General features: G+C 65.5%; 21 protein-coding genes. 9 read left to right on the forward strand and 12 right to left on the reverse strand.

What is annotated here, in order from left to right; genetic code table 11:
* Positions 1-59: 59 nt before the first annotated feature.
* Positions 60-704 carry an alpha/beta hydrolase gene (locus tag ODI_RS21700; RefSeq protein ID WP_067757660.1) on the reverse strand — a complete coding sequence of 215 codons (645 nt, stop codon included), beginning with the start codon at positions 702-704 and terminating at the stop codon, positions 60-62.
* 132 nt (positions 705-836) lie between these two features.
* On the opposite strand from ODI_RS21700, the gene ODI_RS21705 reads away from it, so the two are divergent.
* From ODI_RS21705 to ODI_RS22440, 3 genes are all read left to right on the forward strand, one after another.
* Positions 837-1682 (forward strand): biotin--[acetyl-CoA-carboxylase] ligase, encoded by an 846-nt coding sequence (locus ODI_RS21705; protein ID WP_067757859.1) that lies wholly within the window; start codon positions 837-839, stop codon positions 1680-1682.
* Entirely contained in the window at positions 1679-2494 is an 816-nt protein-coding gene (locus tag ODI_RS21710; RefSeq protein WP_067757663.1) for a type III pantothenate kinase, read from the forward strand. The genes ODI_RS21705 and ODI_RS21710 overlap by 4 nt, the downstream gene beginning before the upstream one ends.
* A 66-nt stretch (positions 2495-2560) precedes the next feature.
* Entirely contained in the window at positions 2561-2725 is a 165-nt protein-coding gene (locus tag ODI_RS22440; RefSeq protein ID WP_098020960.1) for a hypothetical protein, read from the forward strand.
* A gap of 6 nt (positions 2726-2731) precedes the next feature.
* Here the strand turns inward: ODI_RS22440 and ODI_RS21720 are convergent, their stop codons facing one another.
* A complete protein-coding gene (locus ODI_RS21720) occupies positions 2732-4012 on the reverse strand; it encodes a 3-deoxy-D-manno-octulosonic acid transferase (protein WP_067757666.1) in 1281 nt (426 codons plus the stop codon).
* A 1-nt stretch (position 4013) separates the two neighbouring features.
* Positions 4014-5006, reverse strand: a complete 993-nt coding sequence (gene waaC / locus ODI_RS21725; RefSeq protein ID WP_067757669.1) for a lipopolysaccharide heptosyltransferase I — start codon at positions 5004-5006, stop codon at positions 4014-4016.
* A gap of 179 nt (positions 5007-5185) precedes the next feature.
* Here waaC and ODI_RS21730 point away from each other — a divergent pair, with 179 nt between their 5' ends.
* Genes ODI_RS21730 through rffA form a run of 3 tightly spaced genes read left to right on the forward strand, consistent with a single transcriptional unit; the run spans position 5186 to position 9104 of the window.
* Positions 5186-7039: a hypothetical protein gene (locus ODI_RS21730; RefSeq protein WP_067757672.1), complete on the forward strand. Its 1854-nt coding sequence runs from the start codon at positions 5186-5188 to the stop codon at positions 7037-7039.
* 34 nt (positions 7040-7073) lie between these two features.
* The gene (gene rfbA / locus ODI_RS21735; RefSeq protein ID WP_067757675.1) at positions 7074-7949 is read left to right on the forward strand and encodes a glucose-1-phosphate thymidylyltransferase RfbA; all 876 of its coding nucleotides are present in this window, start codon (positions 7074-7076) and stop codon (positions 7947-7949) included.
* 24 nt (positions 7950-7973) lie between these two features.
* Complete coding sequence (rffA, locus tag ODI_RS21740) at positions 7974-9104, forward strand: dTDP-4-amino-4,6-dideoxygalactose transaminase (RefSeq protein WP_067757677.1); 1131 nt, start codon at positions 7974-7976, stop codon at positions 9102-9104.
* On the opposite strand, the gene ODI_RS21745 is transcribed toward rffA, so the two are convergent.
* From ODI_RS21745 to rfbB, 8 genes are read right to left on the reverse strand one after another with little or no spacing between them, the layout of a single operon-like run.
* Positions 9093-9566: a GtrA family protein gene (locus tag ODI_RS21745; protein WP_197707125.1), complete on the reverse strand. Its 474-nt coding sequence runs from the start codon at positions 9564-9566 to the stop codon at positions 9093-9095. The two genes, rffA and ODI_RS21745, sit on opposite strands and share 12 nt — an antisense overlap.
* Positions 9551-10504, reverse strand: coding sequence for a glycoside hydrolase family protein (locus ODI_RS21750; protein WP_067757680.1), 954 nt, complete (start codon positions 10502-10504; stop codon positions 9551-9553). Before ODI_RS21750 ends, ODI_RS21745 begins: the two co-directional genes overlap by 16 nt.
* Positions 10504-10692, reverse strand: a complete 189-nt coding sequence (locus ODI_RS21755; protein WP_067757683.1) for a hypothetical protein — start codon at positions 10690-10692, stop codon at positions 10504-10506. The genes ODI_RS21750 and ODI_RS21755 overlap by 1 nt, the downstream gene beginning before the upstream one ends.
* A gap of 20 nt (positions 10693-10712) precedes the next feature.
* Positions 10713-11375: an acetyltransferase gene (locus tag ODI_RS21760; protein ID WP_067757686.1), complete on the reverse strand. Its 663-nt coding sequence runs from the start codon at positions 11373-11375 to the stop codon at positions 10713-10715.
* Positions 11376-12005, reverse strand: a complete 630-nt coding sequence (locus tag ODI_RS21765; RefSeq protein WP_067757689.1) for a class I SAM-dependent methyltransferase — start codon at positions 12003-12005, stop codon at positions 11376-11378.
* Positions 11989-12921 (reverse strand): glycosyltransferase family 2 protein, encoded by a 933-nt coding sequence (locus tag ODI_RS21770; protein ID WP_067757692.1) that lies wholly within the window; start codon positions 12919-12921, stop codon positions 11989-11991. Before ODI_RS21770 ends, ODI_RS21765 begins: the two co-directional genes overlap by 17 nt.
* A complete protein-coding gene (locus ODI_RS21775) occupies positions 12918-13658 on the reverse strand; it encodes a WbqC family protein (protein ID WP_067757695.1) in 741 nt (246 codons plus the stop codon). Before ODI_RS21775 ends, ODI_RS21770 begins: the two co-directional genes overlap by 4 nt.
* Positions 13659-13709: 51 nt before the next feature.
* Positions 13710-14762, reverse strand: a complete 1053-nt coding sequence (rfbB, locus tag ODI_RS21780; protein ID WP_067757698.1) for a dTDP-glucose 4,6-dehydratase — start codon at positions 14760-14762, stop codon at positions 13710-13712.
* Positions 14763-14941: 179 nt separating this feature from the next.
* On the opposite strand from rfbB, the gene ODI_RS21785 reads away from it, so the two are divergent.
* The 3 genes from ODI_RS21785 to ODI_RS21795 all read left to right on the forward strand — a co-directional run bounded on the left by ODI_RS21785 (position 14942) and on the right by ODI_RS21795 (position 18295).
* Complete coding sequence (locus tag ODI_RS21785; protein WP_067757701.1) at positions 14942-15511, forward strand: CoxG family protein; 570 nt, start codon at positions 14942-14944, stop codon at positions 15509-15511.
* A 72-nt stretch (positions 15512-15583) separates the two neighbouring features.
* Positions 15584-17017 (forward strand): MFS transporter, encoded by a 1434-nt coding sequence (locus ODI_RS21790; protein ID WP_082985449.1) that lies wholly within the window; start codon positions 15584-15586, stop codon positions 17015-17017.
* Between the two features lie 111 nt (positions 17018-17128).
* Positions 17129-18295, forward strand: a complete 1167-nt coding sequence (locus ODI_RS21795) for a hypothetical protein (RefSeq protein WP_067757707.1) — start codon at positions 17129-17131, stop codon at positions 18293-18295.
* Positions 18296-18368: 73 nt separating this feature from the next.
* Here ODI_RS21795 and ODI_RS21800 read toward each other — a convergent pair whose 3' ends face one another.
* A complete protein-coding gene (locus ODI_RS21800) occupies positions 18369-19568 on the reverse strand; it encodes an acetyl-CoA C-acyltransferase (protein ID WP_067757710.1) in 1200 nt (399 codons plus the stop codon).
* Between the last annotated feature and the right edge of the window lie 58 nt (positions 19569-19626).

Here is a 19626-nt window from a genome sequence, read left to right on the forward strand (position 1 = left end):
GGTCCGCCGGCCTCCCCCTCTTGAGGGGGAGGCGCGCCAGCGCTTCGGGGTGGACTGACTTACAGCGCCTGCAGGCGGGTCTGCACCAGCTGGCGCAGGACCAGCAGCTTGCCGTGGAAGAAGTGGCCGGCGCCGGGCACCACCGTCACCGGCAGGGACTGCGGCCGCGCCCATTCCATGACCTCGGCCAGCGGCACGACGTCGTCTTCCTCGCCATGCACCAGCAGCGCATCGGCCGGCACCTGGGCAACGCCCGTGTCGAAGCGCTTGACGGCCGTCCCGGCCAGGATCAGCGCATCGGGCAGGCGCGCGCCTGCCTGCGCCTGGCTGCCCTGCACGCACGCCGCCACGGCGCTGCCGAAGGAAAATCCCGCCAGCAGCCAACGCCCTTGCGCGACCTCGGGATAGCGCGACACGAACTCGGCGACCAGGGCATTCATGTCGTCCGTCTCGCCACGCCCCTGGTCGAACTCGCCCGCCGACGCGCCCACGCCACGGAAGTTCGGGCGCACCGCCACCAGGCCATGCTGCACGCAGGCGCGCGCGATGGTGGTCACCACCTTGTTCTCGCGCGCACCGCCCTGCAGGGGATGCGGATGCAGCACCAGCGCCCAGCCGCGCGGGGTGTCCTCGGGCCAATCCAGCGCACAGTCGATGCGGCCGGCGGGTCCGGGGAAGGTTTCGGTGTCGGTACGTGCTGCCATGGCGGATCATCCTGCGTGGGTCATGTGCGGCCGCCGCCAAAGGCGGCCGCTCCGCGTGCAACTGTAGCAAAGCCCCGCGCCGGACTGCCCACCGTGGGGGTGCGCGGCGAAAACGCGCCTAAAATCGCGGCCATGCAGACTCCCTCCCCCTCCGCCCCCTTGCTGGACGCCCCCGAGATGGCGGCCCGGATCGCCAGCCGCCTGCCCGCCTTCACGCGCGCGGAATGGCTGGACGTGACCGGCTCGACCAACGCCGACATGCTGGCACGCGTCCGGGAAGGCCAGGACGCCTCGCAGCCCTGGCTGCGCGGCACCTATCGCCAGGACAGCGGCCGAGGCCGCGCCGGACGGGTCTGGACCAATCACGCGGGCGACGCCCTGATGTTTTCCTGCGCCTTCGACGTGCCGCTGCCGCTGGCGAAGCTGCCGGCGCTCTCGCCCATCAGCGGCATCGCGGCATGCGAAGCCCTGCGCGCGCAGGCTGGCGCCGCCGCGCCGGCGCTGCGCATGAAATGGCCCAACGACCTGCAATTCGGCGACGGCAAGCTGGCGGGCATCCTCGTGGAAACCGCGCGCGCGCCCGGCGAAGCCACGCCCGTCGTGGTCATGGGCATCGGCATCAACCTGCGCGAGGCCGGCCGCCTGTCCGCCGAGCTCGGCCGCGAGATCGCGGACTGGACGCAGGTGCGCGGCGGCTTGCCGGCAGCAGGCGACACGCTGGCGACCCTGGTCGCGGACGTGGCGCGCGCCTGGCTGGAAGCGGTGGTGCAGTATGCCCGCCAGGGCTACGCGCCCTTCATTTCCCGCCACGCCCAGGTGGATGCGCTGGCGGGCCGGGAGGTCAATGTGATCGAGGATGGCCGCGTGCTGTTCTCGGGCCTGGCCCAAGGCACCGACGGCGACGGCCGCCTGCTGGTCGATGCCGGGCAAGGACGCGTGCCCATCTCGGTCGGCGAAATCTCGGTGCGCGCGCGATGATGCTGCTCGTCGACGCCGGCAACAGCCGCATCAAGCTGGGCTGGCGCGTGGCCGGCCAGGCGCGCGCGGCCGACGTGATTACCTTGCCGCACGCAGAGCTGGAACAGTTGCCCGCCCGCATGGCCGCCTGGCCTTCCGCCCAGGCCGGCCAGCGGCGCCGCGCGCTGGGCGTGAACGTGGCCGGCGATGCCTTGGGCGGCAGGCTGCAGGCATTGCTGGATCAGGCAGGCTACATGCTGGAATGGATACGGCCGGCACCCGCGCTGCTGGGGCTGCGCAATGGCTATGACACCCCCACGCAACTGGGGCCCGACCGCTGGATGGGCATGCTGGGCATCTGGGCCGCCATGCCCGCGCCGCGCCCGCCCCTGCTGCTGGCGACGTTCGGCACGGCCACCACGCTGGATTTGACCAGCCCGGACGATGTCTTCCGCGGCGGCCTCATCCTGCCCGGCCCCTCGCTCATGCGCGCGTCGCTGACCCAGGGCACGGCCAACCTGCCGCTGGCCGACGGCACACTGCACGACTTCCCCACCAACACCCATGACGCCATCAGCACCGGCGTGGCGGCTGCCCAGGCAGGCGCCGTCCTGCGACAATGGCTGCGGGCTTGGGAAACCTTCGGCCAGGCGCCCGTACTGCACGTGAGCGGCGGCGGCTGGCCCGATGTCGAGGCCCAGACGCAAACGCTGCTGGATCAACTGACCCGCCATCTCGGCCTGCCGGCCGTTGTGCCGCGCTGGGTGCCGAATCCCGTCCTGGACGGCCTGGCCGCGCTGGCGGCGGCCACCGAAACGGCCGAGGGCGCATGACCCGGACCCTGCCACGCCCCCCATCCGCCGTGCGCGCATGCGCCGGCCTGCACGAGACCTGAATCCATGCGCGGGCTTTTCATTCTTATCTTGTTGGTGAACCTGGCGTTCTTCGCGCTGGGCCGCGGCTGGCTGGGCGTTCCGCCCGCGGAAACAGGCCGCAAGCCGGGCCAGGCGGCCCGGCAGATGCAGCCGGACGCCATCATCGTCCTGCCGCCCAGCGCGCGCTGAGCCGACTCAGTCCAGCGGCAGCGCGTCCATGATGCGCGCCGTCGCCCCCACATGGCTGACCTGCCAGGCGCGCGCGGCCTCGGCCATGGCGGCACGCCGCGGCCCGTCGTTCAGCAGGGCGCTGACAAAGTCGATCGCCGCATCGGCATCCAGCACCTGCAGGGCGGCTCCCGCCGCCACGGCATCGTCGACGGCCTGCGCGAAATTCTTGGTGTGCGGCCCCACGACCACCGGCACGCCCGCGGCGCAGGCCTCGATGAGGTTGTGCCCCCCAAGCGGCGCAAAACTGCCCGCCACGATGGCCACGTCCGCCCCCGCGTAATAGAAAGGCATCTCGCCCAGGCTGTCGCCCAGCAGCACCGCCTTGTCAGCCAGCGCGGCCACGTCCGCGCCCTCGCTGCGGCGTGCGAAGGAAACCCCTTGCGCGCGCAACAGGTCCGCCACGTCGCCAAAACGCTGGGGATGGCGAGGAATCAGCACGACCAGCGGGGCCTGGTCGTTCACCTTGGGCAGAGGATGCGCCCGCAGCGCGGCAAGCAGCATGGCCTCTTCGCCTTCACGCGTGCTGGCAACCGCCAGCACCGGACGTCCCAGTGCCTGGCGCCAGGCCTTGCCCGACGAGACCTGGTCTGGCGGCAGCGTGAGATCGAATTTGAGATTCCCCACGACCTGGATGTCCCGCGCGCCCGCCAGCGCGAGACGCCCGCCATCTTCGGCGGTCTGGGCCAGCACGATATCCAGCCCGGCCAACGCCTCGCGCAGCGCCTCCCCCAGCCAGCGCGCCTGCGCCAGCGACGACGGGGAAAAGCGCGCACTGGCCAGCGCCATGGGCACGCCCTGCTTGCGCGCCTGCGCAAGCAGGTTCGGCCACACCTCTCGTTCGATCAGCACCCCGCAGCGCGGCCTGGCCCGCGCCAGGAAGCGCCGGGTGGCGCCAGGGAAATCGTAGGGCAGCCAGGCTTGGCGCAACTGGCCTTGCGCGATCGCATCAGGGAACAGGCGCGCCCCTTCGGCGCGGCCTGTCGCCGTCATGTGGGTCAGCAATACAGGCAGGCCGCGCGCCAGCAGCGCGCGCAGCAAGGGTTCGGCGGCCCGCGTCTCGCCCAGACTGACCGCATGCACCCAGACCGGCCGGTTGTCGGGGGCGGATGGCGTGACCCAGCCGAGGCGCTCGACGCCCAGGATGTGCCAGTGCCCGCCAGCCTTGCGGGCACGGCGCCACATCCATAGCCAAAGCACCGGCGCCAGCAGACGCAGGGCCCAGGTATAGAGGGTACGTCCCGGCATGTCAGGCGTCCGGCGCTTCGCCCAGCGCCTGTTCGACGGCGCGTTGCACCGCGTCCCGCGAAGGCGGCGCCCCCCGATCGCCCAGGCTGGCGGTGTAGGCGCTCCCCACCAGCGGCGTGCGGACAGGCGTGGAAGCCTTGTAGATGCCCACGGTGGGGCGGCCCAGGCCGGCCGACAGGTGGGTCAGCCCGCTATCGAGCCCCACCATGAGACGTGCGCCCGCCAGCTCGCGGGCGATCTCGGTGAGGCCCATGCGGGGCAGCACCACGGCATTCTCGCGCGCCACGATCAAGGATTGCGCCCGCGCGGTTTCGGCGGCATTGCCCGCCAGCAGGCGCAGGCCGAGGCCCGCTTCCTGCAGCTGGTCGAACACCGCCTGCCAGTCTTCCACCGGCCAGAGTTTGTCGTCGCGGCTGGCCGACGGCATGATGATCGCGTAAGGCGATCCGGTGGCCTGTCCCTCGGCGGGCGCCTGGCCCGGCACGCGGGCAAAGGCCTGCAGGCCGAAATCCGGTGCGCCCTGGGGCGTGTAGCCGAACACCGACGCCGCCAGCTTGCGCTGGCGGATGACGGCAGGCTGCCAGAATTCCACCCGATGCCGCACGTCGTAGAACAGCGACGCCAGGGGCTCGCGCGCCGAGCGCCAATCCAGGCCATGTTTCACGCCGCGCGCCTGGCGCACCAGCCAGGCGGACTTCATGAGCGCCTGCATATCCAGCACGATGTCATAGCGCACGTCGCGCAAACGCTGGCGCAGCGCCGCGCGTTCGGCCCGCACCGGCGCCGACCACCAGGCCTTGCGCCAGCGGCGATGCGCCACGCGGATGACCTCGTTGACGGCGGGATGCCAGCCGGGAATCTCGGCAAAGGACTCCTCGGCCAGCCAGTCGATCTGGGCCCCGGGCACATGCGCGGCGATGTCGGAGATCGCGGGCAGCATGTGCACCAGGTCGCCGAGCGAGGAGGTGCGTACGATTAGGATGCGGGTGGGCATGGAGGAATGCGATAGGCGATGCGGCGCCTGTCCGTTGGGCAGCTTGGAATGTACAACACCGTGCGCTAGCCACAAGCACTCGATGCATTAGACGACTGCCGCGGGCGAGGAACTGAATTATTATCGCGCAAGTCTGGAATGCAGCGCCTCCCGGCGGCAGTCCGCCCCTTGCCCACATCATGCCGCCTCCCATCACCCATCCCGAATCCCGGCTGGTCCTCTTGCCATATGCCGCGCTAGCCCTGGTCACGGTGTTGACGCTCGGCTGGATGCTGCACTACGCCAGCTATGGCCTGGACTTCACGGACGAAGGCTTTTACCTGAATTGGCTCAGGAGTCCTGGGGAATACGCGGTTTCGCCCACCCAGTTCGGGTTCGTTTATCACCTCTTGTATGTCCTGCTGGACGGGGACATTGCCGCCCTGCGCCGGGCCAATATCCTCCTGACCTTCGGCCTGGCTTGGGGACTGTCCCATGGCGTACTGCGCTACAGCCTGACAGCCGCTGGTGCAGGCGCGCTCTGGCGGCCCATTCAGGGGCTCTGTACGTCAGGCGCGCTCGCCTGCGGTGCGTTGGCTGCATTCAACAACAACCTGCTCACCCCGAACTACAACACTCTCAATCTGCAAGCGCTGACGCTGACACTCTGGGGCGTGGTACTCGCCCTGCATCCACAGCGCCGGGCATGGCTATGCGGCCTGGTCATTGGCGTTGGTGGCGCCTTGTGTTTCCTTGCCAAGCCCACCTCCGCGATCATCCTGGGTTTGCTCGCGTTCCTGTGCCTGGCAGGTCGCCCTCGACGCAATCTGCCCGTGCTCGTGATCGCCGTTGCTGTGGCTGCGTGCAGTCTGCTCCTCGCAGCCATAGGGATAGACGGCACGCCCACGGCATTCCTTGAACGCCTGCAGCGCACACAGCACAGCGACTATCAGTTGGGCGGCGGGCACGACTGGCTCAGCTTGCTGAAGATAGATACGTTCGTGCTGGAGCCCGCGCTTTTCAATCACTTGGTTCAGTTGGCGCTGCTTACCGCGGCGCTGACAGCGCTCGCTTGCTTCGACAAAAAACTGATCCGCTCTCTTGCGATTGCAGGCAGCCTTGCCCTGGGCGTCACGGCGGTGGCTCTCAGCCTCGGCAACATTCCAATCACGCTGCCGGGCTCCCTCTTTCACGGCATGCTCGGCTGGGGAATCGTGCTGGGTCTGTTGCCAGCCACGCTCTACTACCTGGCAAAGGTCGGCAACCAGACGCCGCAACTGGATCCGGTCGTAGCCGCTTTGCTCATCACGCTGCTTTGTCTTCCGCACGCATACGCCTTCGGCACGAACAACCAGTATTGGAATCTGGGGGGCTTCGCCCTGTATTTCTGGATACTGGGCGGCGTGCTGCTCTTCGTGAGTGCACGCGCCCTGCATGGCAAGCCCCCCGCACTGCTGCCTGCCGCGGCAGCCACCCAGCTTCTCACGGTCGTTATGGTGGGGACGGGCCTCACCCAGCCTTACCGCCAACCCGCACTCATCTGGACCAACACCCACCCCGTTGCCGTGGGCAACACGGATTCGCGCCTGACCATCACGGCGGACGCTGCACGCTATCTCGAAGCGCTGACGCGGGACGCCACGCAAGCTGGGTTCCTGCCCGACACGCCGCTGATAGACTTGACAGGACAATCGCCGACCGTCCTGTATGCCCTGCAGGCAAAACCGACTGGATCTGCCTGGCTGATCGGCGGCTATAGCCTCAGCGGACCGTTCGCCATCAACATGCTGCGCCTGGAGTCCTGCGACGACTTGGCACAAGCCTGGTTGTTGCGCGAACCCGAAGGCCCGCGTAGCCTGCCCGACACGCTGACGCAGACATTGGGGCTCGGCCAGATTGAGCAAGACTTTGCAGTCGTCGCCAAGCTCGATACCCCGCCAGGCGCGGGAGGCTACCCAGAGTCCCGACGCCAGCAGCTCCTCAAGCCTGTACGCCCGGCGCAGACAGCTGAAGCCAGCTGCCTCCGTTCTCGATCTGTCCCTTCTGAACATTGACGCCGGGCATCTCGCCCCTGGAGCAACATACCCAATGAGAAAAGGCATCATCCTCGCCGGCGGCCAAGGCACGCGGCTCTACCCGATGACCCGTTGCATCAGCAAGCAGTTGCTGCCCATCTTCGACAAGCCCATGGTCTATTACCCCTTGTCGGTACTGATGCTCGCGGGGATCCAGGAAATTCTGATCATTTCCACACCGACGGATCTCCCCCGTTTCAAGGAACTCCTCGGTGATGGCGCCCCCTTGGGGCTGAAGCTGTCCTACGCCGCGCAAGAGACGCCCCGCGGACTGGCTGACGCCTTCGTGGTTGGAGAGTCATTCATTGGTGACAGCGACGTCGCGCTCATCCTCGGGGACAACATTTTCTATGGCGTCGGCCTCTCCACGTCGCTGGAGCGCGCCATGAGCAGACGTCAGGGCGCCACGGTGTTCAGCTACGAGGTCATGGATGCCCGTGCGTTCGGCGTCGTCGAGTTCGACGCCGAGGGCAAGGCCATCAGCCTGGAGGAAAAACCTGCAAAGCCTCGTTCCAATCATGCTGTCACCGGTCTGTACTTCTACGACAACACCGTGGTCGCGCACGCGAAACGCCTCGCGCCTTCCCCGCGGGGAGAGATCGAGATCACGGACCTGAACAGGATCTACCTGGAGCAGGATGCGTTGCATGTCGAGCGGCTGGGACGCGGATTCGCCTGGCTGGACACGGGTACGGCCGATGGGCTCCTCGACGCCGCGAACCTGGTCGCCACCGTCGAGCGCCGCCAGGGCATGAAGATCGCGTGCCTGGAAGAAATTGCCTGGCGCAACCACTGGATCGACAATGCAGCGTTACTGCGCCAGGCCGACCAGATCGGCAAGAATGCCTATGCTGACTATCTTCGCCGGCTGACGCAGGACGTCCGCTGATCACCGCCCCCTCATCGCAAAGCCATGGACACCATCCCCTTCAATCGTCCGCCGATCACCGGCCGTGAAATCGACTACCTGAAACACGTCATCGACAGCGGCAACCTGGCGGGAGATGGCCCCTACACACAGAAATGCCACGCATGGCTGGCGTCCCAGCTGGGCTCCCCCCATGCCCTGCTGACGCACTCCTGCACGGGCGCGCTCGAGATCGCCGCCTTGCTCTGCGACATCCAGCCCGGCGACGAGGTCATCATGCCCTCGTTCACATTCGTCAGCACCGCCAACGCCTTCGTGCTGCGCGGCGCGACCTGCGTGTTCGTGGACATCCGGGCGGACACGCTGAACCTTGACGAAACGCTCATCGAAGCCGCCATCACGGACAAGACGCGCGCCATCGTACCCGTGCACTATGCCGGCGTCGGCTGCGACATGGACACCATCAATGCCATCGCGGCGCGCCACGGACTCAAGGTATTGGAAGATGCCGCCCAGGGACTCGGCGCGACGTGGCGAGGCCAGGCGCTGGGCACGTTGGGAGATTTCGGCGCGCTCAGCTTCCACGGGACGAAGAACATCGTCGCCGGCGAAGGCGGCGCACTGCTCGTGCGTGACGATGCGCATGCGGAACACGCCGAGATCCTGAGGGAGAAAGGCACCGACCGCTCGCGCTTCCTGCGTGGCGACGTCGACAAATACACGTGGCAGGACGTTGGTTCGTCATACCTGCCCAGCGAGTTGACCGCGGCCTTCCTGCTTGCGCAGCTCGAGGACAGCCAAGCCATCACGGCACGACGGCTGGCCGCCTGGCAGCGCTATCGGGATGCCCTGCTGCCTCTGGAGGCTGCGGGCAAACTGCGGTTGCAGGCCATCCCTGAAGAAGCGCGGCACAATGGCCACATCTTCTCGCTCGTGCTGGACAGCGAAGCGCAACGTACGCGCGTCCTGCAGGCGCTGCGGGAACAGAGCATCCAGGCGACCAGCCACTATGTATCGCTGCATGCGTCGCCCGCCGGCCTGCGCCACGGCCGTGCATCCGGCGCACTGAGCGTGACCGAACACGTCTCCAGCGCGCAAGTGCGCCTTCCCGTGTACGCGGACATCACGGAGTCGGACCAAGCGCGCGTCATTGCGACGCTTTGCTCAGCCCTCTGAGTTTTTGGGCATTGAGGCCGCGGGGCGAAAGACAAAGAGCCGCATCGCCACGAAGAGAAAGGCCGCGACGACGAAAATGGCAATGGCCTGAACCCATTGATGCGGGTAGCCCAGCCGGTCGACAAAGCCCCACAGCAGCGCGAAATTGATCGAGTACCCCACGAGGTGGGCCAGCACGTAACGGCCCGCAGCGCCCAGCAGGCTGCCCTCGTGGGAAAACGTGAGCTTCCGGTTAGCCAGGAAGCTCAACGTGGCGCCCACCGCATAAAGCACGGTCATCGTCATCTTGGGTGTCGTACCCAGCGTCGTCAGGCCCAGGTAGACCAGATAGCCCGCCAGATTGCTGAGTACCCCTATCGTGCCATAGGAGATCAGCTGCTTCAGCAGGCGCAAACGCCCGGCCCTGTCACTCATCTTCGTATTCACCGCCACAGATGCGTCCGGGCTCACTCGGCCAGACATTCAGGGTTCTCCAGCCTGGCCAGGCCGAATCCGCTACGACCATAGCCATTGCCGTTGTAGAGCATGTAATACGTGCCTTGTAGCGCAAAGACGCAGGGATAGGTCCTTTCGGTGTCCTCCCAGGCCTCGGGCTGCCCCAGGAACCGCAACTGGTCATCTTGCCGTACCCAATCGCCGCCGGTCCGCCGCGACGCGAAACCGAGCTGGTAGTCAGGATTGCGCCGGGCGTACCACATGAACTGCCGCTCACCGCGCGCCACCACGCAAGGCCGGGACACTGCGTACTCCTGCGGGTCCGCCGCACCGGCCAGGCCCACCACGGTCCGGGAGTCAGCCTGCCACTGCAAGCCATCCGGCGAGGTCGCGGACTTCACGACATGCTGCATCTCCAGCCCCTGCGCCCCCCAGGCCAGGTGGGAACCGAACCACATCGTCCACGCATCACCATCGCGCAACACCCATGGATAGCCCAGCGTGAACGGATTGGCCTCGCTGCGGCCCACGATGGGCGCAACGGCATGGCGCACGAAGGTCGAACCCGCATCGTGCGAGACCGCAAGCCCGATGAAGTTAGTGAATGGCACGCCCTTGCCCAGGGACCAACCCAGGTAGTACGCCAGCAGGGTGTCGCTGACACTCACCACGCACGACACCGTCACGCCATCCGCGTCGAAGGCGCCACGAGCGCCCGGCGCAAGCAACGGACCGCGCACCGCGCCGATCCGTGCATGCCTGTCCCGGTCGATTTCGATATCGAGACTCGCCAACTGGGATCGGCCTTGAGAATCACGGGGAGAGAAATACACCCGCACACGGCGGTCATCGAGCGGCAATGCCGTCGGGTAACTGGCGTGACTGGCGGCCCAATCCAGCCCAGCCAGGCCATCCTGCACCTGACCCAAGGGGCGCCATAGCTGAATTGCGGCACTGTCCTGCATCAGATCTCCAGGAGGAAGGGGTGGAATCCACGCTCCCGCAGTCTGGCTACGACAGTAGCAGCGCCTGCGCGATGCACAGCGACGAACACTATCCGCCGCAGGTCCGGCGCGTCGAGCGCGCGTACTGGCTTGCCAAGGCCGGCATAGGCGCTAAACGCCGTCACGCCATAGCTGGGGACCTCAGACATGAGGGACACTCCGGGACGAATCAAATGCGCTTGAGGCGCGAACTGGGCACTCTCGAACGTTCGGCTGCTGCCGCGGCATAGACGCCCTCGGGCTCGGCGTCTGCCAGCAGCGTGACGCCTGCGCCGATGACACAACGCGGGCCGATGACGAGATGGTCACGCAAGGTGGCATTCACACCGATGAAGCAGGCTTCGCCAATGCGCACGCCACCCGATACCACGACGTGAGACGCAATGAAGACGTCGTCTTCAATCGTGCTGTGATGGCCGATGTGATTACCGCTCCAGAGCGTCACGTTCTCGCCGATCGAGACGAAAGGCTGGACGGTGTTGTCCTCCAGGATGAAGCCGTTCTCCCCAGGCGGGTTCGGTGCGAGATAGGTGCATCGCGAACTGACATAGCTGGCCAGGCGATATCCCGCCGCCCTTGCCGCGTCGAATTTCTCGCGGCGCAACCGATTCAGTTTCGTGTAGCTGAGCGCGATGAACATATCGTGGGTATCGGGTGGGAAGCGCTGCGCCACCTCTTCGAACGCCACCACGGGCAAGCCTTGGAAATCACCGTCGGGCAGGTACGCCCTGTCGACCGTAAACGCCGCCACCTCGCGCCCGGCATCTGTGGTGAAGTAATAATGCGCAAGCTCGGCAATATCGCCAGCGCCGAAGATGACGAGAGGCTTCATCTATTTCCTTACCAGGATAGTGAACTCGTAGAGATCATAATCGTGCAGCAACGCCACATTGCGGGCGTATTTACGTTTGCACAGGTCGAACCAGAATCCCGGATCCGCGTAGTACAGGTCGGGACGCTTCCGGTCCTCGTCCGAATAGGACGTCAGGCAGTTGAATGCAAACCCCTTGGTGCTGGCGCGATCCATGACATCCAGCGTGGAGGTCATATAGGCCAGCCACTCTTCGTCGCCACGGCTGAGGCGAACGTTGAAGATGCCGCTGGCCACGCAGTAATCTGCCTGGGCGTCAGGCGAGGCACCGATGTGAAAGCTCGCCCCATCATGCACGCCCGCGGCCGCGCGGGCTGCGAGGATCATTTCCTCGCTGATGTCCCAGCCCTGGTACGTCACCCCCGGATGGCTGGCCGCCAGGAACCGCAGCAATGCGCCGTAGCCACAGCCGATGTCATGCAGCGAGCACGGCACCTCGCCAGGCGGCAGCAGCCTGCGCAGTTGCGCGAACCGCAGGTTCTGGCCTTCCTCGGTGCTCCAGTCCACGCCACGAGATGTCGTGCCATACGTGCGCAGCTTGCCGGTGTAGTAATCGGCGACCTCACGCAGGAGATTATCGGTGTTCGGCATGGACGTGCACTTTCCTGACAATGGTGTTGGGGCGCTGCTTGGTTTCGGAGAAGACCTTGGACAGATAGATGCCGATCACGCCCAGGAAGGAAATCACCAGTCCGCCCAGCAACCAGACGGACACCATGACGGATGTCCAGCCGTCGGGCGGCCGGGAGGCAATCAGCCAATTGAATACAAGATAGGCGGTGTAGAGCAAGGCGGCGGCGAAAATGCTCATGCCCGTATAGAAAATAAGGATCAACGGACGATTGCTGACGGAAACGACCGAGTTGACCAGCAGATAGGCCTTTTGCCGGAAACCGTAAGTCGTTTCACTGTGACTGAGCTTGGTCACCTGCTGCGCCACCTGGCGAAAACCGGTGAGATACCACAGCCCCGCAAGAAACACCTCGCGCTCGCGGAACTGCAACAGCGCGTCCACGTAACGCCGGGTCATCAATCGGGCCGTGACCAGATTGCGCGGCAGCGAAATGCCCGCCAGCCCGCGCATGAGTATGTAGAACAGCTCGCCAGACCAGCGCTCCATCCAGCCCCCCTTTCGGCGCGCCTGCACGCCGTACACGACGTCGGCGGCATCGTCGAGCCGTTGCCGGGCGAAGTCGGGCAGCCATTCCGGCAGCTCTTCCAGGTCACTGTCCAACAGGAACACTTCCTCCCCCGCACTGTGGACCAACCCTTCCATGATGGCTTTGTGATGTCCGAAGTTACGCGAAAGATCGACGACCTTCAGATGTGGATCGCCTTGCATCAGCGCCAGGGCGATCTGCAGGGAATCATCCGGCGAACCGTCATTGACCATGACGATCTCGTAATCCTGTCCGGCATGCGCCCGGGCCACTTCGCTGGCCCGGCGATGAAACTCCTCCAGATGAGGCGAGGAGCGATAGAGAGTGGTGACGATCGAGAGCTTCATGCCAGGGAGGACGCCAGGAGGCCGTCGGTCGATTGGTTCAGATAGGCTCGGGCATCGGGCCCGGTCATGAGCAGCAGGTCCAGCAGCGACACATCATGGCGGAACGGCCCATGCAACTGAGGGTATTCCGGGTAGCCGTCGTAACGCATCCACTCGACACTCATTCCACGCGAGCTGAAGATGGATACGTCCATGTACGCCTGTGCCGACGGACCGGAAAGATAATGGGTGCCGCCCGCGCGCTGGCACAACACGGCAAGGCGGGTCGTAGGGTCCAGCGCATCCAATTCGTCCAGCGGCACGAGATCATAAGATGCGTGGTACGTCGTGGAAATACCCAGGTACTGCGCCCAGGCCTCAATGAAAAATCGGTTGACGTCGGTCAAACGCTGCAGCTCGCCAGCCTGCTCATACAGGCCAGCCAGCCAGGAGCGCAACTCGGCCATGAAGGGCGCGCGCGCATAGGCCTGCTCGATGGAGCGCCAGTGCTTCGCAGCCCACTTGGGATCAGAGACGTGGACATCGCAGATTCGCGTCTGGCGATCCTGGTGCACCGGCACGCTCAGCCACTGCTCGCCATTGGCGGTCTTGATGCGATTGCGCGTGCGCCAGTCCCGGCGCGTGGCCTGGACATCGTCCAGGAAAATGAATGCATCCGCGCGCCGGATCATGTCGAAGTATCCCTTCCAAGGGATATAGCTGGACTGGATGATGGCGACGGTCTTGGGAGTGGACATGGATGAGAGAGACATGAGCAGGGAAGGAAGGCGATGCGGACTTTCGCCCGGCTACAGCCTCAAGTCCTCGCGGCGCTGATAGGCGCCGCTGATGACGCCATCGACCCATTCAGCATGTTCAAGATACCAGTCGACGGTCAGGGCAAGTCCATCCGCGAACGTCTGAGCCGGGCGCCAGCCCAGCTCGCTGGCAATCTTGCGCGCATCGATGGCATAACGACGGTCATGGCCGGGCCTGTCCGTGACAAATGCGATCTGCCGGGCGTAGGGAAGACCGTCGGCACGCGGCGCCCGGGCATCCAGCAAACCGCAGATCTGCGCCACGACTGACAGATTAGTCTGCTCGTTCAGGCCGCCGATGTTGTAGGTTTCACCTGGCTGCCCTGCGTCGAGCACCCGGCGAATGGCCGCGCAGTGATCGCCGACATACAGCCAGTCACGCACTTGCTGGCCATCGCCATAGACTGGCAACGACTCGCCCGTCAGTGCCCGGCGGATGACCAGGGGAATGAGCTTCTCCGGAAACTGGTAGGGGCCATAGTTGTTGGAGCAATTAGTGATGAGCGTGGGCAGCCCATAGGTGTGATGCCAGGCTCGCACGAGATGGTCGCTGGCTGCCTTGGTCGCCGAATAAGGGCTGTTCGGTTGATAAGGCGTGGTTTCGCTGAAAGCGGGATCCTCGGGCGCCAAGGTTCCGTAGACCTCGTCGGTGGAGACGTGCAGGAAACGAAATGCCTCGCGCTCGCCGGCCGGTAGCCCGGACCAATAGGAGCGCGCGGCCTCCAGCAACTCGAAAGTGCCCTGCACATTGGTCCGCACGAAGGCGCGCGGACCGGCAATGGAGTTGTCCACGTGCGACTCTGCCGCGAAGTGCACGATCGCCCTTGGTCGGTGCCGGGCCAGCAGAGCGGCCACACAGGCGCCATCCGCGATGTCGCCATGCACGAAGACGTGCCTGGGATCTCCCTGGCAGGAAGCAAGCGTCTGCAGATTCCCCGCATAGGTGAGCGCATCCAGGTTGACGAGGGGCTCATCGCCCTGCGCCAACCAATCGAGCACGAAATTCCCGCCGATGAAGCCGGCCCCACCTGTCACGAGGATCACTTTGCCCGTGCTCCGCTAGTTATTGTCATGTTCTGGCCAGCATATCAGCGGCCGTAAGTCGGGGGATGATACTACTGCTGCGCCGCAGCATGCCTGCCAGGGTTCTTCCCCTGTTCAAGCCCGTGCGACAGGTCCAGAATGGAATCACAAGAATCACAAACACCAGGCTGGAGACTGTCATGCGCATCGCCGACGCCCAATGGATACCCGCCGCCCAGCACCAGGTCTGGGACGCCTTGAATGACCCGGCCATCCTGCAGCGCTGCATCCCGGGCTGCGTGCTGGTCGAGAAGCTCGCCGACACCGAATTCGCCTTGACCGTGCAGACGCAGGTGGGCGGCATGGAGGCGGCGTATCAAGGCGAATTGCTGCTGGCCGATGTCGACGCCCCCAACAGCTGCACGCTTGCCTTCGAAGGCAAGGGCCGCGCCGCCGGCCTGGTCATCGGCACCGCGCAGATCAACCTGAGCACCAAGGACCGCGGCACGCGGCTGGCCTATACGGTGGCGTCCCAGGTGGGCGGCAAGGTGGCGGCCCTGGGCGACATCGCCGTGCGGCGCGCGGCCGAGCGCATCATCGAGAAATTCTTCACCGCCTTCATCGACTACGCCAGCGGCCTGCCGCGCACCGAACCGCCGCCCGCGCCGGAGGAGCCGCAACGCGGCCTGTGCGCCTCGCGCTGGTCCTGGCTGGCGGTCCTCGCGGTCGTCGTGGTGCTGGCGCTTTATCACTTCTTCGTGAAGAAATGATCGGGCTGGCACACGCCACGTCATAGCAAACTGACACCATTGCGCCGGAGTGGCGGTGATATCCTAGGCTGCATGAACGCGCCCAGCCCGGAACCAGAAGCGCCGCAGACGCCTCCCCCCTGTCCCAAGACCGAAAGATCCCGCCGCGAACTCTTCCTCGCCATGGCGGGCGTGGCCGCCACCGTCGTGCTGGTGGCCTTCGACTCCACCATCGTCAGCACCTCCCTGCCCCGCGTGGCCCAGGCCCTGGACGGCATGGCGCTGTATGCCTGGGCAGGCACGGGCTACCTGCTCGCCACCGCGGCCTCCATCATGATCTTCGGCCGGCTGGGCGATCTCTTCGGCCGCAAGCCGCTGATGCTGCTGTCGGTGTCCATCGTGGCCCTGGGGTCGCTGCTGTGCGGGCTGGCCCAGAACATGCCGCAACTCATCGCCTTTCGCACCGTGCAGGGCATCGGGGCGGGCATGATGATCGCCACGGCCTTCGCCGCGCCGGCGGATCTCTTTCCCGACGCCCGCGAGCGGGTCAGGTGGATGGCCATGATCTCGGCCACCTTCGCCGTGTCCAGCGGCATCGGACCGGTGCTGGGCGGCGCCGTCACGCAGGCGCTGGGCTGGCGTGCGGCCTTCTTCATCGCGCCGGTGGCAGCGGCCGTTGCCCTGCTGCTGCTGGTGCGCCACTTCCCCAACATGAAGCCGCAACACGCCAGCCGCCCCCGCATCGACTGGCTGGGCGCCGCCTTGCTGGTGGTGGGCGTGGCCGCGCCGCTGGCCGCGCTGGAACTGGCCTTCGCGCCGGGCGACCGGGCGCATCCCTGGTGGGGCCTGGCGCTGGCCGCCACGGGCGTGCTGGCGTGGTGGGTGCTGGTGCCGCTGGAGCGCCGCGTGGACGCCCCCATCTTTCCGCTGCGCATCCTGGCCAGCCGCGAATCGCAGTTGCTGAACGTCGCCGCGGTGGCCACCGGCGCCATCATGTTCATCCTGATCTTCTACGGTCCGCTGCTGCTGCAGCATGAGCTGGGCTACACGCCCAGCCACGCGGGCCTGCTCATGACGCCACTGGTGGTGGGCATTCCCATCGGCAGCCTCGTCAATGGCCGGCTGTTCCCCAGGCAGGGCGAACCGCAACGCCTGATGGTGTTCGGCTCCGCCTTGCTCGCCATCGGCTCGGGCCTGATGCTGACGGTGGGCGCGGGCAGCGCCGACCTGTGGATCCTGCTGGTGTTCCTGATCAATGGCGTGGGCCTGGGCTTCATGCTGCCCAACCTGACGCTGTTCATGCAGATGCTGGCCGCGCGCGCCGACGTCGGCGCCGCATCGGCCCTGGTGCAGATGACACGCGCGGTGGGCAGCGCCACGGGCACGGCCGCGGTGGGCATCGCCATCACGCACGCCTCGGTGCTGACGGGCGTGCGCATCGGCCTGGTGCTGTGCCTGGCGCTGGGGTTGCTGTGCGCCTTGGTGACGCACAACATCCAGATGAAGAACGCGATGTCCGTACGCTGATTTCCCCGCTGCTCCAGCACAATCCACAGCTCATCGTGAATCTTGCATTCACGGTTCTACCCGTTAAAATCCGGCCCGATTACTACCCCATCACTAGGCTCGGAGCCACTCATGCAGGACGTTTCCCTATCGGCTGCCAAGGTGCCACAGCATGTCGCACGTTTCGGGAAGTCTATTGCAGCTTGGTCTGCCGCACTGATCGCCCTTTTTGTCTTCTCTTTTCCCATCCTGCCCTACCTCGAAGCAGGGAGCGACTATCCCGCGCACATCCACTACGCGAAGTCCATTCATCAACTATCGGACATCACCTCGCCCCATTTTCTCTTTCAACTGCTGTTGATTGGGGGCACATCGCTGACGGGTTTTTCCTACGAACACATCACCATCGCCGTGCTAGCGCTGTGCTATGCAGCAATGGCGGGCGTCATTGCGCTACGGATACGCGACACACCAGGGAGGCATGGCATTGTCATGACGGTGACGCTGGCAGTCATGGTTCTCATTGCCTCCCACGTCTTCCTGCAAACGCTACTCAAGACAAATTTTTATCTGGGCTACATCGCTCCGACGGTCTATCACAATCCTACGCAAATTATTTTGAAGGTCTTTTCGGTCACGATCATGCTTGCATATTTCATGATCGGATTCCGTAGCAAGGGCACTCTGTTTTGGTATGTACTTTTACCTGCCAGCATCCTTCTCTCCGCCATATCAAAACCTTCATTTCTGATTGCGTTCCTCCCCTGCGCAATGGCAGTTGAACTGTATCGATATTTTTTGGGACAGCGCGGTGCCGCACTTCGGAACATGGCACTGATTGCTATGCCCGCCACTATTGTGCTGGCTTTCCAATTCACAATGACTTATGGCAGCGCATCGGAAACAGGAATCGGATTTGCCCCATTCCTCGTATATGGCGGAGCCGCCGAAGTTCTTAGCAAACTGCCTGGATCTCTTCTGTTCCCCGTTATCACGGCGTACATCATCTGGCGGCAAGGGGTGGCGCCTTCAGAATTGAAGTTCGCTTGGTTTCTTTACGCTTTCGGGATGATCGTCAGCATCTGCCTGGTAGAAACTGGACATCAGCAACCGGCAGGTAACTTCGCGTGGACGGGGCAAGCCGTAACGTTCATGCTCTACGTAGAAAGCATGATTGCGTTGCTCGCAGTGCCTACTCGGCGCGCCTGGCCCGCCTGGGCCGCTTTCGCCCTGCATGTGGCATTTGGCGTAATCCTGTACAGCGCAGGATTCGTGTTTGCCCCTCGCAGTTTTTGGTAATGCTGGCTGCACGATGCAGCCTCTCTACCGCTCTTCGAGAGCCAGGCTCCGCCTTAAGGCGACAATCTGGCCTTCAAACGCGCTGAAAGATTCCCGCGGCGCCCATGCCGGTGCCCACGCACATGGTGACCATGGCGTAGTCCAGCTTGCGGCGGTGCAGGGCGTGGATGGCGGTGGCCGAACGCATGGCGCCGGTGGCGCCCAGCGGATGACCCAGCGCAATGGCCCCGCCCAGCGGATTCACCACGGCCGGATCCAGCCCCAGGTCACGGATGACGGCCAGGGATTGCGCGGCAAAGGCCTCGTTCAGTTCGATCCAGCCCATCTTGTCCAGGCCCAGCCCCGCGTGCTTCAAGGCCAGCGGAATGGCTTCCTTCGGCCCGATCCCCATGATGGCGGGCGGCACGCCGCGCACGGCGAAGCTGACGAAACGCGCCAGGGGCGTGAGCTTGTGGGTCTTCAGCGCGCGCTCGGACACCACCAGCAAGGCGCCGGCGCCATCCGAGGTCTGCGAGCTGTTGCCGGCAGTGACGCTGCCGCGTGCGGCGAACACCGGACGCAGCTTGGCCAGGGCCTCGAGGCTGGTGTCGGCACGCGGGCCCTCGTCGGCCTTGAAGGGTTCCTGGCGCACGTGCACCTCGCCGGTCACGGCGTCAGGCTGGCGCCGCGTCAGCGCCAGCGGGAAGATCTCGTCATCGAACTCGCCTGCCGCCTGCGCAGCCAGCGCACGCTGGTGCGAGGCCAGGGCGAAGGCATCCTGGTCTTCGCGCGACACCTTCCATTGCTGGGCCACTTTCTCGGCGGTCAGGCCCATGCCGAACGCGATGCCCAGGTTCTCGTCGCGCGCGAAGATGTCCGGGCTGAACGAGGGGTTCGCGCCCATGGGCGGGTTCTGGCTCATGGACTCGGTGCCGGCGGCGATCAGCACATCGGCCTCGCCCACGCGGATGCGGTCGGCCGCCATGGCCACGGCGGTCAGGCCCGAGGCGCAGAAACGGTTGACGGTCACGCCGCCCGTGGTCACGGGCAGGCCGGCCAGCAGCGCGCCGATGCGCGCCACGTTCAGGCCTTGCGAACCTTCCGGCATGGCGCAGCCGGCAATCACGTCCTCGACGGCGGCTGGATCCAGGTTGGGCGCGCGCGCCATCAGCGCGCGCAAGGTCATGCCCAGCAGGTCGTCCGGACGGACATGGCGCAAGGCGCCGCGCGGCGCTCGGCCAATCGGCGAACGAACGGCGGCAACGATGTAGGCGTCCTGTAGCGTGCGGGGCATGGCGTCTCCAATCTTCAGGCCAGGCACGGCGAGCCGCGCGCGTGGCGGTATCCGGGAT

Source organism: Orrella dioscoreae (assembly GCF_900089455.2).
In the GTDB taxonomy this organism is placed as follows: Bacteria; Pseudomonadota; Gammaproteobacteria; order Burkholderiales; family Burkholderiaceae_B; genus Orrella; species Orrella dioscoreae.

Coding starts and splice junctions, on each gene's coding strand:
- ODI_RS21750 (WP_067757680.1), bottom strand. CDS start 10,504: ATGCAGGACAGTGCCGCAATTCAGCTATGGCGCCCCTTGGGTCAGGTG.
- rffA (WP_067757677.1), top strand. CDS start 7,974: ATGGACACCATCCCCTTCAATCGTCCGCCGATCACCGGCCGTGAAATC.
- ODI_RS21710 (WP_067757663.1), top strand. CDS start 1,679: ATGATGCTGCTCGTCGACGCCGGCAACAGCCGCATCAAGCTGGGCTGG.
- ODI_RS21755 (WP_067757683.1), bottom strand. CDS start 10,692: ATGTCTGAGGTCCCCAGCTATGGCGTGACGGCGTTTAGCGCCTATGCC.
- ODI_RS21785 (WP_067757701.1), top strand. CDS start 14,942: ATGCGCATCGCCGACGCCCAATGGATACCCGCCGCCCAGCACCAGGTC.
- ODI_RS21730 (WP_067757672.1), top strand. CDS start 5,186: ATGCCGCCTCCCATCACCCATCCCGAATCCCGGCTGGTCCTCTTGCCA.
- ODI_RS21760 (WP_067757686.1), bottom strand. CDS start 11,375: ATGAAGCCTCTCGTCATCTTCGGCGCTGGCGATATTGCCGAGCTTGCG.
- ODI_RS21770 (WP_067757692.1), bottom strand. CDS start 12,921: ATGAAGCTCTCGATCGTCACCACTCTCTATCGCTCCTCGCCTCATCTG.
- ODI_RS21795 (WP_067757707.1), top strand. CDS start 17,129: ATGCAGGACGTTTCCCTATCGGCTGCCAAGGTGCCACAGCATGTCGCA.
- ODI_RS21700 (WP_067757660.1), bottom strand. CDS start 704: ATGGCAGCACGTACCGACACCGAAACCTTCCCCGGACCCGCCGGCCGC.
- ODI_RS22440 (WP_098020960.1), top strand. CDS start 2,561: ATGCGCGGGCTTTTCATTCTTATCTTGTTGGTGAACCTGGCGTTCTTC.
- ODI_RS21800 (WP_067757710.1), bottom strand. CDS start 19,568: ATGCCCCGCACGCTACAGGACGCCTACATCGTTGCCGCCGTTCGTTCG.
- rfbA (WP_067757675.1), top strand. CDS start 7,074: ATGAGAAAAGGCATCATCCTCGCCGGCGGCCAAGGCACGCGGCTCTAC.
- ODI_RS21790 (WP_082985449.1), top strand. CDS start 15,584: ATGAACGCGCCCAGCCCGGAACCAGAAGCGCCGCAGACGCCTCCCCCC.
- ODI_RS21705 (WP_067757859.1), top strand. CDS start 837: ATGCAGACTCCCTCCCCCTCCGCCCCCTTGCTGGACGCCCCCGAGATG.
- waaC (WP_067757669.1), bottom strand. CDS start 5,006: ATGCCCACCCGCATCCTAATCGTACGCACCTCCTCGCTCGGCGACCTG.
- ODI_RS21745 (WP_197707125.1), bottom strand. CDS start 9,566: ATGTCTGGCCGAGTGAGCCCGGACGCATCTGTGGCGGTGAATACGAAG.
- ODI_RS21720 (WP_067757666.1), bottom strand. CDS start 4,012: ATGCCGGGACGTACCCTCTATACCTGGGCCCTGCGTCTGCTGGCGCCG.
- ODI_RS21765 (WP_067757689.1), bottom strand. CDS start 12,005: ATGCCGAACACCGATAATCTCCTGCGTGAGGTCGCCGATTACTACACC.
- ODI_RS21775 (WP_067757695.1), bottom strand. CDS start 13,658: ATGTCCACTCCCAAGACCGTCGCCATCATCCAGTCCAGCTATATCCCT.